Below are 14049 nucleotides of genomic sequence, written 5' to 3' on the forward strand. Positions count from 1 at the left end.
CGGACAAGAACATCCCGGTTTGAAATGCCCGTCTTCGGCTATCGTGCCCGGCGAAGTGCGCCGGACACAGCATATGCTAGTGAATATTCAGATTCAGATCGTCTTGACGTAGGATGTGTCAAACAGCTTTTCTTGTGTGACGGCTTCCTTGACCATCCCTTCGGAACGGAACCAGTCAAGCTGCTCCACGCAACTGTTCAGCGATAGGGCCAATCCCTTGTTTATGCGCATCGCACCATCGATCAGGTTCTGCTTTGCGATCGGGAAGGGGCTATCGCTTTCGACATACTTGTGGACGATTTTTGCAATGTCGTCCCGTGCTGCATCGTCTGCCGTGTTATCAACAAAGGCTGCATTATAGTCGTCAATGGCCTTGGAATACGCTTTTACGAAAGCCTCCGTCATGGCGCGCTCATCGCTTGCATTCCTGGTAGAGGTGAACGCGGTCGTTACCTGATAGTCGGGTGCATAGTCGGAGACGAGACCGATCTGTTTCGCGGCCCCCTCGCGAATGAGCTTCTTGGCGATATTGGGCTGGATCGCCCAGGAATCGATCTGTCCGGTTGACAGAGCGCCGACAACGGCGCCGAGCTTCTGCAACGGACGAAGCTGGATTTCAGAAAGCGGGATATTGTTGGCCTTGGCTATCTTGTGGGCCATGAAATGGAATGACGATCCCGCCGTGGTAATGCCGAAACTGTGTCCCGCCAGCTTGGATGGCTCCGTCAATCCTCCTTCATAGGCCTTATTGGAAGCCAGGATGACGTTGCCGGTGATGCCTTTCTCTTCTGCTAGCGCGCCGCCGATAACCTTGATCGCGCCCTTGTCGGCCAGACTGATCAGACCGCCGCTCATCGCTGTAACGCCGAAATCGGCATCGCCGGATGCTATCGCAACAGCCATGGGCTGCGCGGCCTCAAAGAATTTCAGCTCGATATCGAGACCGGCGTCTTTGAAATAGCCACGCTCATGCGCGATATAGCTCGGCGCGTGGCTTGCCAGGTGGAGCACGGCCAGATTTCGTGTTGCAGCGCGGGCGGGAGAGCCAAAAGCAGCGCTGATGCCCAAAGCACCAATTCCCATCAATGTCTGACGGCGATTCAGGGTGAAATCCATTCTGGCTCCTCCGGTACAGTTGTCAGCCCAGCGCATTAGATTTCCCGCAAAGCCTAGCAAACAAAATTTCATTACGTCTCTGCCACAGAAAAATATGGAAGATTACTTTCGCATAAAGCGACGTGGCGGGATTTTCAATACGATAACGGCTGATCCTTGCCTCCAACGCTGTTGGACTGACACGGGTGTAGCGTTACGACGTTCAGACAACTCTTATTGAAGCCTACATAAATCACATAATATGTATTATGGAACCAAATACTATGAACTCGCCACCTCGCGATGGTTTGGCGCAAAACGCAGTGCACCAAGAAGATCGGCTGCTCGCAACCAGTATACTTTGGCAATGTGCTCTAGCCGCGGTTCAGAACACGAAGTGCGGACCGACACGGTTGTCATGAATGATCATTGCGCCCGGCGCACGGTCTCCGATGGAAGATAGCCGAAACGCTGGCGGTAATCGGCTGAGAATAGGCCCATATGGTTGAAAGCCCAGGTCATGGCGATGCGGGTAATATCGCCCGGCCCCGCATATCCGCGCGCCAGTTCCGCATGCACTTTGTCCAGTCGCATATTCTTGAACACGCCAAGTGGCGTGTTGCCCCGGACGCTGCGGAATGTACGATGCAAGGTGCGGGCGCTGGTGCCCGTCGCGTCGACAAGCTCCTGCAAGGTCAATTGCTTATCGAGGTTGTCGAGCATGAACTTTTCAGCTCGCTGAACATAGCTGGGTACCGCGCTTATCGCTGACCGTGTGCGAGGTTGGGTATCAAGCGCCGCCGCCAGCGACGCTACCAAGCTATCTTCCAGCCGCTCCGACAAACCGCCGTGAAAGAAGGCTTCCTTGTCTTTCTCGATCTCGTTCATGACGAACTGCGCCAGCTGATAGAAGGCATGGCCAACCGGAGTATCGAACGAGACGACCCGCTTTTTATGAGTGAACTGCTCGATGAACTCCTTCCCCCCCAGAATATCGATCTGAGTATCATTCAGGCTGAAGATCAGCATGCGCGTGGACGGATGGAACTCAAGGTCAATCGCCGAATGCGCGTCAACAAGCTGCGCATTCATGCCGGATTGATACAGCAGCCCGTCACCACGCCGGTCGCGCGAGACGAAGATTCCCTGCAACGGAACCTGCAACAAAGTCATGTCATTATGCGCTTCGACTTCGATGCGGGCATGTCCGCCGATGCGGATCGCCGTCAGACCGAACGGACGCATACGCCCGTGCGAAACTTCCGTTCGGTAAGTCCGGCTCGACTTCTGCGAGATGCGGCAGGGCCTGAGGAGACCCGACATGGTGTCCTGAAACGAATCGATGGACGGCGAAAGCCTGTGCATATAGCTCGTGGTCGGCATCATGATATTCCCCATATCTCATTTAGAGAGTATTTTATTTTAAGATTAAAATATCACGTCGTGACGAGAGCGCAAGCGTCACGAAAATTTTGCACGAAAACGAATTTCTGGCGGTTTCCTGTTAGGAATGGCGATTTGGTGATAGACAGCACCCTTCCCGCTTTTATCGTGGATACTAGGCGCCAAAGAGCAGCCGTGAAAAAGGGAACCGCGAATGAAAGCGATTATCGTCGGAGGAGGCATCGGGGGCCTCACGATGGCATTGATGCTGCACGCACGAGGTATTGATTGCCAGATTTTCGAAGCCGCACCGGAAGTTCGTGAGTTGGGCGTAGGTATCAATGTGCTTCCCCATGCTATCCGCGAACTGGCCGAGATTGGTCTTCTGCCTGCACTTGACGCTACCGGTATCCGCACCCGGGAGTTGATTTACGCGACAAGACAGGGCCAGGAAATCTGGCGCGAGCCGCGCGGCGTGGACGCGGGTTACGATGTGCCGCAATTCTCCATCCATCGCGGCTATTTACAGAAGCTGCTTTATGACACCGTAATGGATCGGATTGGACCGGAAGCCATCGTCACAAGTCAGCGCTGCGTGGGTTATTCCCAGAACGAAGGTTCCGCGACGGTTCATTTCGCGGATGATTCAAAGACAGTCTCGGCGACTGCTGACATTATTATTGGTGCTGACGGAATCCATTCCGTCATCCGGCATCAGATGTTCCCGAATGAAGCCGGCCTCAAATGGAATGGTGTCATGATGTGGCGCGGCGCTGTCGAAAGCGACCCGTTTCTTGACGGCCGCACCATGATAGTTGCTGGCGGCTTTACTTACAAGCTGGTGCTTTACCCGATAGCTAAGGGGGCCACTCCCGGCAAAATCCTCAACAACTGGGTTATCACTTATCGGCCAAGTGCCGACGGATCGCCCGCGCCAAAGCGTGAGGACTGGAGCCGTCGCGGCACGCATGAGGAACTCATGCCGCATGTTGAGAAATTCGGCATCAATGTCGTGGATCTTGCCGCACTCGTGCGAGCAACCGATACGTTCTTCGAATACCCCATGTGCGACCGCGACCCTGCCCGTTGGTGGACGGATGGTCGCGTGGCACTCATCGGCGACGCCGCACATCCAATGTATCCCGTGGGCTCGAACGGCGCCAGCCAGGCGATCATCGACGCTCGCACACTTGCAGATCACCTTGCTGCCGCTGAACACGGCCGGGCAGCACTGGCAGCTTATCAGGCTATCCGTTTGCCCGTTACCGCAGAAATCGTCCGGCTTAACCGGCTGGGCGGTCCTGAAGGCGTCATCGACGAAGTCGAACGCCGCGCTCCATCTGGCGTTGCCGATCTGGATGACGTCATTAGCTTTGCCGAACGCGAAGCGATTGTTCGCAGCTATGCCACAAAGGCTGGTTTTTCAACACAGCAAGTCAACCGGGGACTGACACGGGCATTCGCCTGAAACTTGCGTTTGAAATCAAGTGAAAGGGAATTAGAGTGACTGTTCTTCAAGCTGGCGTGACCAAATCCGGTTCCTCCGTGGATGGCGTTGTCTGGCACATTCTCGGTCAGACGTATGTGCCCAAGCATCTATGCGAAAGCTCCATGTCGTGGCATGCAACCTTCCCTCCCGGTACTTTCGTTCCGCCGCATATCCACACCACGCAGGAAGAATTCATCTACGTGCTGGAAGGACGATTCGACCTGCTTCTGGACGGCAGGGAAGCCGTTGCCGAAGCTGGCGATCTCGTTTGCCTGCCGCGCAATATATCGCACGGCATTTTCAACAAGACCGAGCAACCGGTGAAGTGCATTTTCTGGGTTTCGCCAACCGCAAAACTCTGGGATTTGTTCGTTCGCATCGACAATGTCAGTGATCCGGCTGAAATAGTTCGCATTGCACCGGCGCACGAGGTTGAATTTTTGCCGGCTCCAGCAGAATAATGCATCCTCCCGGCAGAGGTATGGGAGTACATCTGTCGGGCGTCAGAGCATTTCCAGCAAAAATGTGACGCGATTTTGTGCGGGATAATGCGAAAGAAGAATAAAACAAAGCAGAAATCTGCAATTGAGGTGGAACAATGAAAATTTCGACGAAAGCGGCCTTCGCGCTGCTCGCCGCGACCATGTTGAACGGGACAGCGCAGGCCGAAGAAGGCAAGATCAAGATCGGTTTGATTTATACGCTCAGCGGGCCAGCGGCCTTGCTGGGTGAGCAATCCCGTGATGGCTTTCTGCTTGCTATGGAGAAGCTTGGCAACAAGCTCGGCGGCCTCGATGCCGAAATTATCATTCAGGACGACGAGCAGAAACCAGATATCGGCGTCAACAAGGTCCAGCAGATGATCCAGCGCGACAAAGTGGATTTTGTCGTGGGACCAATCTTTTCAAACGTCCTCAACGCCATCGTCAAGCCAGCGACCGATTCCGGCGCGTTCCTGATCTCGACCAATGCAGGCACGTCCAACCTAGCCGGCAAGGACTGCAATGCCAATCTGTTCGTCACATCCTATCAGAACGACCAGATGCATGAAGTTTCCGGCAAGTATGCGGACAAACAAAACTACCAACGTGTTGTCCTGATCGCCCCGAACTATCAGGCGGGCAAGGACGCGCTGGCCGGTTTCAAGCATTCCTACAAAAACGAAGTCGCACAGGAAATCTACGTGCCGCTCGGCCAGCTCGACTATTCGGCAGAACTCGCGCAGATCGCAGCCGAACAGCCTGACGCCGTCTATGCATTCCTGCCCGGTGGCATGGGCGTGAACTTCGTTAAGCAATATCGCCAGGCCGGTCTTGAAGGTACGCCGTTCCTCTCCGCTTTCACAGTGGACGAGACCACCCTGCCCGCGCAGCAGGATGCGGCTGTCGGCTTCTTCGCCGGCTCCAACTGGGCGCCGAATCTCGATTCGCCTGCCGCCAAGGAATTCGCCACTGCCTATGAGGCCAAGTTCAAGCGCATCCCGGCAACCTATGCCGTGCAGGCTTATGACGCCGCCATGCTGATCGATGCTGCGGTCAAGCAGGTCAATGGCAATATCGCCGACAAGGAAGCCTTGCGGGCCGCAATGAAAGACGCCGAGTTTACCTCGCCGCGTGGTGACTTCAGCTTTGGCGACAACCACTTTCCGATCCAGAATTTCTATCTGACCAAAGTCGTCAAGCGAGACGACGGACAGTTCGCCACGTCCTACGTTGAAACGGTCTTCAACGATTACAAGGACAATTACGCAGCTGAATGCAAGATGTAATCCGGTCGAAGAAGGGAGCTCCGATGAGCTCAACCTTCTCAATTTCCAAGTCTGAAACAGTTCACGCCAGCCTGTCTGGCGCGAACTGGATTTCTGTACAACGAGTTCCGGACAGCCCCCATGTTCAATCTTTTTCTGCTGCAATCCCTTAACGGTATTCAGTTCGGCATCTTGCTCTTTCTCGTCGCCGCCGGTTTGACACTGATCTTCGGCGTCATGGATCTGATCAATCTGGCGCATGGCGTACTTTACATGGTTGGCGCCTATCTGACAGCGACCTTCACCGCCATGACCGGTAGTTTCTTTTACGGCATATTTATCGCGCTGCCCGTGACGCTCGTCATTGGCATCGTGCTCGAAGTATTGGTCTTTCGCCGATTATACGAACGCAGCCATCTCGATCAGGTTCTGGCGACGTTCGGGTTGATCCTGATCGTGAACGAACTGGTAAAAATCATCTGGGGTGCAGCTCCGCTCAGCGTACCAATGCCGGAAACGCTTTCCGGCTCCATCCAGCTTTTTGGAAATCTGCGCTATCCGGTTTATCGCCTGCTGATTATCGCGGCAGGTCTTCTGACGGCAGTAAGCCTTTATGTCCTCGTCAATCACACGCGCATCGGCATGTTATTGCGCGCCGGGGCGACCAACGGCGATATGGTTTCGGCTCTCGGCATCAATATCCGGCGCCTGTTCATGGTGGTTTTCGGACTTGGCGCAATGCTTGCCGGCTTCGCCGGCGGCATGATCTCCCCTATCCTTTCCGTCGATCCGGGCATGGGCGATTCTATCCTGATCCTCGCTTTCGTCGTCATTGTGATCGGTGGTGTCGGCTCCGTGCGCGGTGCCTTTGTTGCGGCTCTCGCCGTCGGTCTGGTCGATACACTTGGCCGTACATTCGGGCCGATGCTGCTCCGTAACCTGCTTGACCCGGCTGCCGCATCCCAGATGGGCCGTACGCTTGTGCCGATGCTCACCTATATCCTGATGGCAGCCGTGCTTTATTTCCGCCCGACAGGTCTCTTCCCGGCGCAGGGAGGCACGCGATGAGCGAGATTATCAATAACAGTTCCCGCGAGACCGCTCTCGCAGACAAGGTGAAAAGCCAACAGTCACTTTTACTGGGAGTAGGTCCATGGCTAGTCTTTGCCGCCTTTGCAACCGTTCCGCTTCTCGCATCCGTTCTGGATGACAGCTTTCTTCTCGTGATCGTGACCCGCATCATGATCTTCGCGCTAGCAGCACTTTCTCTCAATTTCATTATGGGCTACGGCGCGCTCGTTTCATTCGGCCATGCCGCTTATATCGGAATAGGCGCTTATGCGGTGGGCATCTTGTCGAGTTATGGGATCGATGACCTGATCCTCCAATTGATCGTGGCCATAGTCGTTGCTGCGCTCTTTGCACTCGTTACCGGCTATATCTCGCTGAGAACAAGCGGCGTCTATTTCATCATGATAACGTTGGCCTTCGGCCAAATGGCATTCTTTTTCATGGTTTCCCTGTCGGCCTTTGGCGGCGACGACGGAATGACGCTGTCCACCCGCTCGACACTGTTCGGCAATACTTTGCTTTCAAGCAATCTGATGCTGTTCTATTTCGTGCTGGCGGTTCTGGCCTGCGCGTTTTTCACTTTTCGCACGCTGGTGCAATCACGCTTCGGTCGCGTCCTGCGCGGAACGCGGGACAATCCAGTGCGCATGCGCGCCATCGGCTTCTCGCCTTTCTCGTTTCAGCTTACTGCCTATGTCATTGCCGGTGTGGCGGCAACCATTGCGGGTGTGCTGCTAGCCAATCAGATCCAGTTCGTTTCACCCGCTTTCATGAGCTGGCAGCGCTCAGGCGAGCTGATCATCATGGTGGTGCTGGGTGGCATGGGTACATTGATTGGCCCGGTCCTCGGTGCAACCGCCTTCATCCTGCTGGAAGAAGTGCTCGCTCATTTCTCCGAACACTGGAAACTCGGCCTTGGCCTTTTCCTTGTCCTCGTCGTGCTGTTCAGCCGCGACGGTATTGGCGGGCTGATCCGCAAGCTGCGTGGAGGTTCCGATGTCGGATGAGCTTCTTCAGGTCCGCGACTTGCATAAAAGCTTTGGTGCGCTCAAAGTCACCGACGGTATCAATCTTACCGTCAGACGCGGCGAAATTCACGCGCTGATCGGACCGAACGGTGCTGGAAAGACCACCTTGATACACCAGCTTTCGGGCAATCTCAAAAGCGACCGCGGTTCGGTCATCTTTGATGGTCGTGACATCTCTGATCTGACCATGCCCAGCCGTGTCCATTTGGGGCTTGCGCGGTCGTTTCAGATCACTTCGGTTCTGGAAGGCTTCAGCGTGCTTGAAAATGTCGCTCTGGCCGTCCAGGCGCGATCAGGCTCAAGCTTCCGTTTCTTTCAGGCTGCAAGAAAGGAAGTAGAGATCAACGAGCAAGCCATGGCAGCGCTTGCCCGTGTGCGGCTCGACGACCGCGCCGATCGCCAGGCCGGAGAGCTTTCACATGGCGAAAAGCGCCAGCTTGAGATCGCCATCGCGCTTGCCACGAAGGCGCAGATGCTGCTGCTTGACGAACCACTGGCTGGCACGAGCCACGAGGAGTCCGCTGTGCTGGTCGAGTTGATGCGTACATTGCGCCAGACCCATACGCTGGTTCTGATAGAGCACGACATGGATGCCGTTTTCTCGCTGGCCGATCAGGTGAGCGTCCTCGTCTACGGCCGCGTTATCGCGTCCGGAACACCCGACGCCGTGCGCTCCGATCCGGATGTGCGCGCCGCCTATCTCGGTGAAGAGGAGGCTGCATGATGCTGAAAGTCGAGGGACTACAGAACGCTTATGGCCAGTCTCGTATCCTCTTCGGCATAGACTTTGAAGTCGGTGCAGGTGAAGTCGTCACAATCCTCGGCAGGAACGGCATGGGCAAAACCACGACGATCAAGTCGATCTTCGGCTTACTGCCTCCCAAGGGGGGCAAGGTTTTCGTCAATGGGCATGATGTTACCGGAAAACCGCCCTTTGCGATTGCACGCGAGGGGCTCGGCCTGGTCCCCGAAGGCCGGCAGATATTTCCGACGTTGAGCGTCGAGGAAAACCTTTTGGCCACACGGCGATCGGACGCCCACTCGTCCAAATGGACGCTGGAGAGCATTTATCGGATGTTTCCGCGCCTGAAGGAACGGCGGCGCAACATGGGCAACCAGCTTTCCGGAGGGGAGCAGCAGATGCTGGCAGTCGGTCGCGCATTGATGACCAATCCGAAAATGGTCGTTCTGGACGAAGCGACCGAAGGCTTGTCTCCGCTCATGCGGGAAGAGATCTGGTCCTGTCTGCGCAACATCAAGGACGAAGGCGAAGCGATCCTCGTTATTGACAAGAACGTCGATGCGCTGGCGCGCTTCGCAGACCGTCACGTGGTTATTGAAAAGGGCCGCGTGGTGTGGAGCGGCGATAACGCTGCCCTCCTGAACACCCCGGACGTCAAGGAACGTTACTTGCACGTTTGACCCTTGGACAAACGTAAACTACTGGCATTGACAGGAGACGAGCATGCATCCCAGCGCTCATGTGGACACATTCGTTCTGGATAATCTCCCGGCTGCGGAACTTCTACCGGATATCATCAACCTCGAGACACTTGGCTACCAGGAACAGCTGAATGCCACCCACGAACTGGTGGATGTACATCTTGCAAACGGCAAAGGCGATCGCATTGCATTGCAGGCACCCGGCATACGCTGGACCTATAGCGAACTTGCCGCGATGATCAACAAGATCGCCAATGTGCTGACGGACAAACTCGGCATGAAAGCCGGCAATCGTGTGATGATCCGCTCCGGCAATAATCCGACAAAGATTGCGCTCTATCTGGCGATCATCAAGGCGGGCGGCGTTGTCGTCGCAACTATGCCGCTACTGCGCGCCAGAGAGCTGGTCCAAATTATCGACAAGGCTGAAATCAGCATTGCTTTTTGCGACAATGCCCTCATCAGTGAGATGCAGAGTGCAGTGGCGCAAACTGACTTCATCAAAACACTGGTAACTTGGGAGGACAATGCGGGTGGGGAACTTGGCGCAATGCTGGCCGATGCATCCGCTGACTTCGAGGCGGTTGCCACACGGGCCGACGATCCGTGCCTACTCGGCTTTACGTCCGGCACCACCGGCTTACCGAAAGCGACCATACATTTTCACCGCGATCTCCTGATTGTCTGCGATTGCTATGCACATCACATATTGAATGCGACAGAGGATGATATTTTCATCGGCTCGCCGCCGCTCGCTTTCACGTTCGGTCTTGGCGGGTTGGTCCTCTTTCCCTTCAGGATCGGTGCTTCGACCGTGCTGCCTGCAAAGACAGCACCGCACGATCTGGCGCTGGCTATCGGAGAATATAAACCGACTGTCTGTTTCACGGCGCCTACCGCTTATAGAGCGATGCTTTCAAAGATTGACCAGTACGATCTTTCTTCGCTGCGCAAATGCGTTTCAGCAGGGGAGGCTCTGCCCCTCCCCACTTTCGAAGCGTGGAAGCGTGCAACCGGTCTTTCCCTGGCAGACGGCATCGGCGCAACGGAAATGCTGCACATTTTCATATCCGCACCGGAAGAAGAAATTCGCCCCGGCGCGACGGGCAAGCCTATCCCCGGTTATGAAGCACGCGTCATTGATGACAATGGGCAGGAATGTGCACCTGGCACCCCCGGACGCCTGGCCGTTCGCGGGCCGCTCGGCTGCAAATATCTTGCCGACGCGCGCCAGGCCAAGTATGTCGAGAATGGCTGGAACATCACCGGTGATACCTATGTCATGGATGCGGACGGCTACTTCTGGTATCAGGCGCGCAATGACGACATGATCGTGTCCGCCGGATATAATATTGCCGGACCGGAGGTCGAGGCCAGCCTGCTCGCCCATCCCGCTGTGGCGGAATGCGGTGTGGTGGCAGCGCCCGATGACGAACGGGGCTGCATCGTCAAAGCCTATGTGGTACTGAACGAAGGCTATAACGGCGACGCGAGTTTGCAGGAAAGACTGCAAAGTCACGTCAAAAGCGAACTTGCCCCCTATAAGTACCCACGCCAAATATGCTGGGTTTCCAGCCTGCCCAAAACAGAATCCGGAAAATTGCAGCGATCTGCCCTGCGTGCGCAGGCGGCGACCGAGGCCCGCGCCTGACGTACAGCTTCACTCATGAAATACGCAGGAGACCTTAGTGCTTCACGACTACGATACTGCCTATGACAATATGAAGGCCATCAGCGATTCAGCCACCTATCCACCACGCTGGGCGGAGCGGGCATCCGGCTTTCGCGAGAGAATGCGCGATCAGGGACGCCTGATACCTGACATCGCCTATGCCGACGGCGCACGGAACCATTACGACCTCTTTCTGCCGGAAGGTACGGCAAAAGGCACGCTCGTCTATGTTCATGGCGGCTATTGGAAAGGGTTGAACAAAAGCTTCTGGTCGCATCTGGCCCAAGGCCCGCTTGAGCGCGGATATCGCGTCGCCATGCCGAGCTATACGCTATGTCCAGAAGTTCGTATTTCCGACATCACACTGGAAATCGGCCGCTTCCTCGACCATCTGGCACGGGAAGTGGATGGCGATATCGCCTTGACCGGCCACTCCGCGGGAGGGCATCTTGTCAGCCGCATGTCGTGCGAAAATGCGCCCATCGCTGCGACGACGGCGGAACGAGCAAAGCGTGTTCTTTCAATCAGCGGTCTGCATGATTTACGCCCCCTTCTCAGAACGGCGATGAACGACATTTTCTCTATGGACGAGGCAGAAGCTGTCGCGGAGAGCCCCGCCCTGCACCGCCCGCGTGCAGATATTGCCTTTTATTGCTGCGTCGGTGGCAATGAGCTGATGGAGTTCAGACGACAAAACGCCCTGCTGGAAAACATCTGGCATGGGTTGGGAATAAAAACCAGCTCCTGGGAGATCGATGGCATGCATCATTGCAATGTCATAGACACGCTATGCGATCCTGAAAGCCGCGCTGTCAATTTCCTCTGTCCTTAATAGCCAGAACAGCGAAATGCTGGATCAGATCATCTGCTTAATCTTTCACGCTGTGTGGCGCGAGTTCAGCTTTCGGACGAGGTGTCCCCTCCCTTATCCGATAACCGCAGCGGATGCGATTGCGAGGTCGAATCCGCCTTTTTTTCTGGCATCTTTCCACAACCGCTATTAACACCGATGAGAGCGTCGGGTTGCGCCTGATGCTTAGCGGCATCGGGCGCATGACTGTTGCAACCATGTAAAGCGCATCACGAAAAGTGTGAAACGGTTTTCGGTTAAGATGCGCGTTAAAACAAATGGATAGCGAGGGAATTCATGGAGGAACGCTTCTCAGGTACGGTTCTGGCCTCAGAGCACCAGAAGGAGAACCCCGCGCGTTCGCTGGGCGAGATCGGCTTGAACAGTTTTGCGCCATACCTGATGAACCGCCTGATGGCACGCTATAATGCAAACCTTGCGGAAGCACTTAAAGACCGCCAGATCACGACTGTCAAACTGCGAACGCTCGCCGTGTTGAGTGTTACGCCTTCGGCCACGATCAACGAGCTCGCGGTCTTCACCGTGACCGAACAATCTACGATGAGCCGCACGCTCGATTCACTTGAGGAGCAAGGTTATATTCGTCGCCAGGCGCGCGCCGAAGATATGCGCATCCGTGATATTTCGCTAACTGAAGAAGGCCGTACTATCTTCAACGAAGCATGGCCGGCCATGTATGATCTGCTACTACAATTGTTTGAAGGTATCGATGAAGACGAACACCGCGCCTTTGTCGGCACCTTGCAGAAAATGCTGCGTAATATCCGCAAGAACGAACTTTGACGGTTTGAACGACAACAAGCCGATCCGCTTTTAAGAACGGATCGGCATTCATCAATACATCAATCCGTCGGGCGTGACGGGATCAGCGCAGTTGCTACAGCCGCCAAAGCTGCAACGATGGCAAAGATGTAGAAATTCCATTGCGGCCCGACACTGAGGCTAGCGACCAGCCCACCCAGAAGCGGACCTGACAGCGCACCGATGCGCGAGAAACTCAGCGCCCAGCCTGTTCCAGCCGAGCGGATCGAGGAATCGAGCCGCTGGGCGAGAAAGCCTGTGAGGACCAGCGACGCGGACACGGTACCGAAGCCGGCAATCGCGACAAAAACATAATTCATCAGCAGTGAACCCTTGAAGGCAAGCGCCACGATGCCAAGTGCGCCCAGCGCATAGGAACAGGCGACCGTGCGTCGAACGCCGAAACGATCTGCCCATGTCCCCAATACAATACCGCCGATTGCAGAACTCAGGCTGAAGACCGCTAGAAACAGCAGGCTGTTACCCAGATCATAACCGTTCTTGCGCATGATCTGCGGCAACCATTGTGCGAGGCCATAGACCAGCAGCAGCCCCATGAACAATGCGATCCAGAAACAGGCTGTTTCAAATGCCTTTTTCGGGGAGAAAATTTCACTGAAAACAGTGCGCCAGCCGACCTCGCCCTGCTTGCGGACAATCGTGGCCGGAACGCTAACACCCATGCGCTGTGCCATTTTATGCGCCGCATCATGCTTGCCGCGCTGAACCAGCGATTCAACACTTTCCGGTAAAAGTGCGAGGAAGATCGGAATGAAAAGCAGCGGGATAGCTCCGATCAGGACGATGGTGCGCCAGCCATGATCTTCGAGGAAGCCACGACCACATAGAGCGGCGGCAAGCAATCCCATTGAATAGCCCGAATACATAAGACCGTAATTGAAGCTCTTCTTCTTCACTGGGGAATATTCCACAGTAAGCGCGGCTGCGACCGGAATGATGCCGCCAAGGCCTATCCCTGAGATGAAGCGGCTTAACCCGAATATGAAGGCCGTGGGCGCCATGGCGCTAACGATCATGCACAGCGAAAACAAGGTGATGCAGGCGATGAAGAGCGGCTTGCGTCCATGGAGTTCGCTCAGCGTGCCGACAATAATCCCACCGATCAGCATACCGATAACCGTGTAGCTGCCAATGGCGCCAAGCTCTATCGGCGTTAGTTGCCAGACCGGATCGACCGACAAGGCCGGAAGAATGGCCCCAATGACACCGACATCATAGCCTTCCGCGAAAATCGCGAGCCAACACAGGCTCACAACGAGTAGACTTTTGCCCGCAGATATCTCCCGTCCGGCTACAGCCGGCGCATCTATGCTCTGTGCTTGAGACATAGTCATTTCCCCTTTTTTTGAAACGGCGGCGTGCTTCCTCTTGCACGCCGAATCTTCATATCGAAGATGTGTGTTCAGGCAGCTCTGTGATGCCCCGACG

13 protein-coding genes are annotated in these 14049 nt (G+C 55.5%); 10 read left to right on the top strand and 3 right to left on the bottom strand.

The features are described from left to right. Positions 1-93: 93 nt before the first annotated feature. Both FJQ48_RS05990 and FJQ48_RS05995 read right to left on the bottom strand, forming a co-directional pair. The gene (locus tag FJQ48_RS05990) at positions 94-1116 is read right to left on the bottom strand and encodes an ABC transporter substrate-binding protein (protein WP_139974284.1); all 1023 of its coding nucleotides are present in this window, start codon (positions 1114-1116) and stop codon (positions 94-96) included. Positions 1117-1521: 405 nt separating this feature from the next. Continuing rightward, the gene (locus FJQ48_RS05995; protein ID WP_247870301.1) at positions 1522-2481 is read right to left on the bottom strand and encodes an AraC family transcriptional regulator; all 960 of its coding nucleotides are present in this window, start codon (positions 2479-2481) and stop codon (positions 1522-1524) included. Positions 2482-2692: 211 nt separating this feature from the next. On the opposite strand from FJQ48_RS05995, the gene FJQ48_RS06000 reads away from it, so the two are divergent. The 10 genes from FJQ48_RS06000 to FJQ48_RS06045 all read left to right on the top strand — a co-directional run bounded on the left by FJQ48_RS06000 (position 2693) and on the right by FJQ48_RS06045 (position 12582). After that, the gene (locus FJQ48_RS06000) at positions 2693-3946 is read left to right on the top strand and encodes a flavin-dependent oxidoreductase (protein WP_139974285.1); all 1254 of its coding nucleotides are present in this window, start codon (positions 2693-2695) and stop codon (positions 3944-3946) included. A 35-nt stretch (positions 3947-3981) separates the two neighbouring features. Next, complete coding sequence (locus FJQ48_RS06005) at positions 3982-4428, top strand: cupin domain-containing protein (protein WP_139974286.1); 447 nt, start codon at positions 3982-3984, stop codon at positions 4426-4428. A gap of 137 nt (positions 4429-4565) precedes the next feature. Next, positions 4566-5735, top strand: a complete 1170-nt coding sequence (locus FJQ48_RS06010) for an ABC transporter substrate-binding protein (RefSeq protein WP_139974287.1) — start codon at positions 4566-4568, stop codon at positions 5733-5735. A gap of 120 nt (positions 5736-5855) precedes the next feature. After that, positions 5856-6782 carry a branched-chain amino acid ABC transporter permease gene (locus FJQ48_RS06015; protein WP_139974288.1) on the top strand — a complete coding sequence of 309 codons (927 nt, stop codon included), beginning with the start codon at positions 5856-5858 and terminating at the stop codon, positions 6780-6782. After that, on the top strand, positions 6779-7792 hold the full coding sequence (locus tag FJQ48_RS06020; protein ID WP_139974289.1) for a branched-chain amino acid ABC transporter permease: 1014 nt from the start codon (positions 6779-6781) through the stop codon (positions 7790-7792). Before FJQ48_RS06015 ends, FJQ48_RS06020 begins: the two co-directional genes overlap by 4 nt. Continuing rightward, a complete protein-coding gene (locus FJQ48_RS06025; RefSeq protein WP_139974290.1) occupies positions 7782-8537 on the top strand; it encodes an ABC transporter ATP-binding protein in 756 nt (251 codons plus the stop codon). The genes FJQ48_RS06020 and FJQ48_RS06025 overlap by 11 nt, the downstream gene beginning before the upstream one ends. Further along, positions 8537-9235: an ABC transporter ATP-binding protein gene (locus FJQ48_RS06030; RefSeq protein WP_139974614.1), complete on the top strand. Its 699-nt coding sequence runs from the start codon at positions 8537-8539 to the stop codon at positions 9233-9235. The genes FJQ48_RS06025 and FJQ48_RS06030 overlap by 1 nt, the downstream gene beginning before the upstream one ends. 43 nt (positions 9236-9278) lie before the next feature. Further along, positions 9279-10907, top strand: a complete 1629-nt coding sequence (locus FJQ48_RS06035) for a benzoate-CoA ligase family protein (protein ID WP_139974291.1) — start codon at positions 9279-9281, stop codon at positions 10905-10907. Between the two features lie 37 nt (positions 10908-10944). Further along, on the top strand, positions 10945-11760 hold the full coding sequence (locus tag FJQ48_RS06040) for an alpha/beta hydrolase (RefSeq protein ID WP_139974292.1): 816 nt from the start codon (positions 10945-10947) through the stop codon (positions 11758-11760). Positions 11761-12075: 315 nt separating this feature from the next. Beyond that, positions 12076-12582 (top strand): MarR family transcriptional regulator, encoded by a 507-nt coding sequence (locus tag FJQ48_RS06045; RefSeq protein WP_139974293.1) that lies wholly within the window; start codon positions 12076-12078, stop codon positions 12580-12582. Between the two features lie 59 nt (positions 12583-12641). Here the strand turns inward: FJQ48_RS06045 and FJQ48_RS06050 are convergent, their stop codons facing one another. After that, a complete protein-coding gene (locus FJQ48_RS06050; RefSeq protein ID WP_139974294.1) occupies positions 12642-13949 on the bottom strand; it encodes an MFS transporter in 1308 nt (435 codons plus the stop codon). Between the last annotated feature and the right edge of the window lie 100 nt (positions 13950-14049).

Source organism: Ochrobactrum sp. CGA5, assembly GCF_006345815.1.
GTDB lineage: Bacteria > Pseudomonadota > Alphaproteobacteria > Rhizobiales > Rhizobiaceae > Brucella.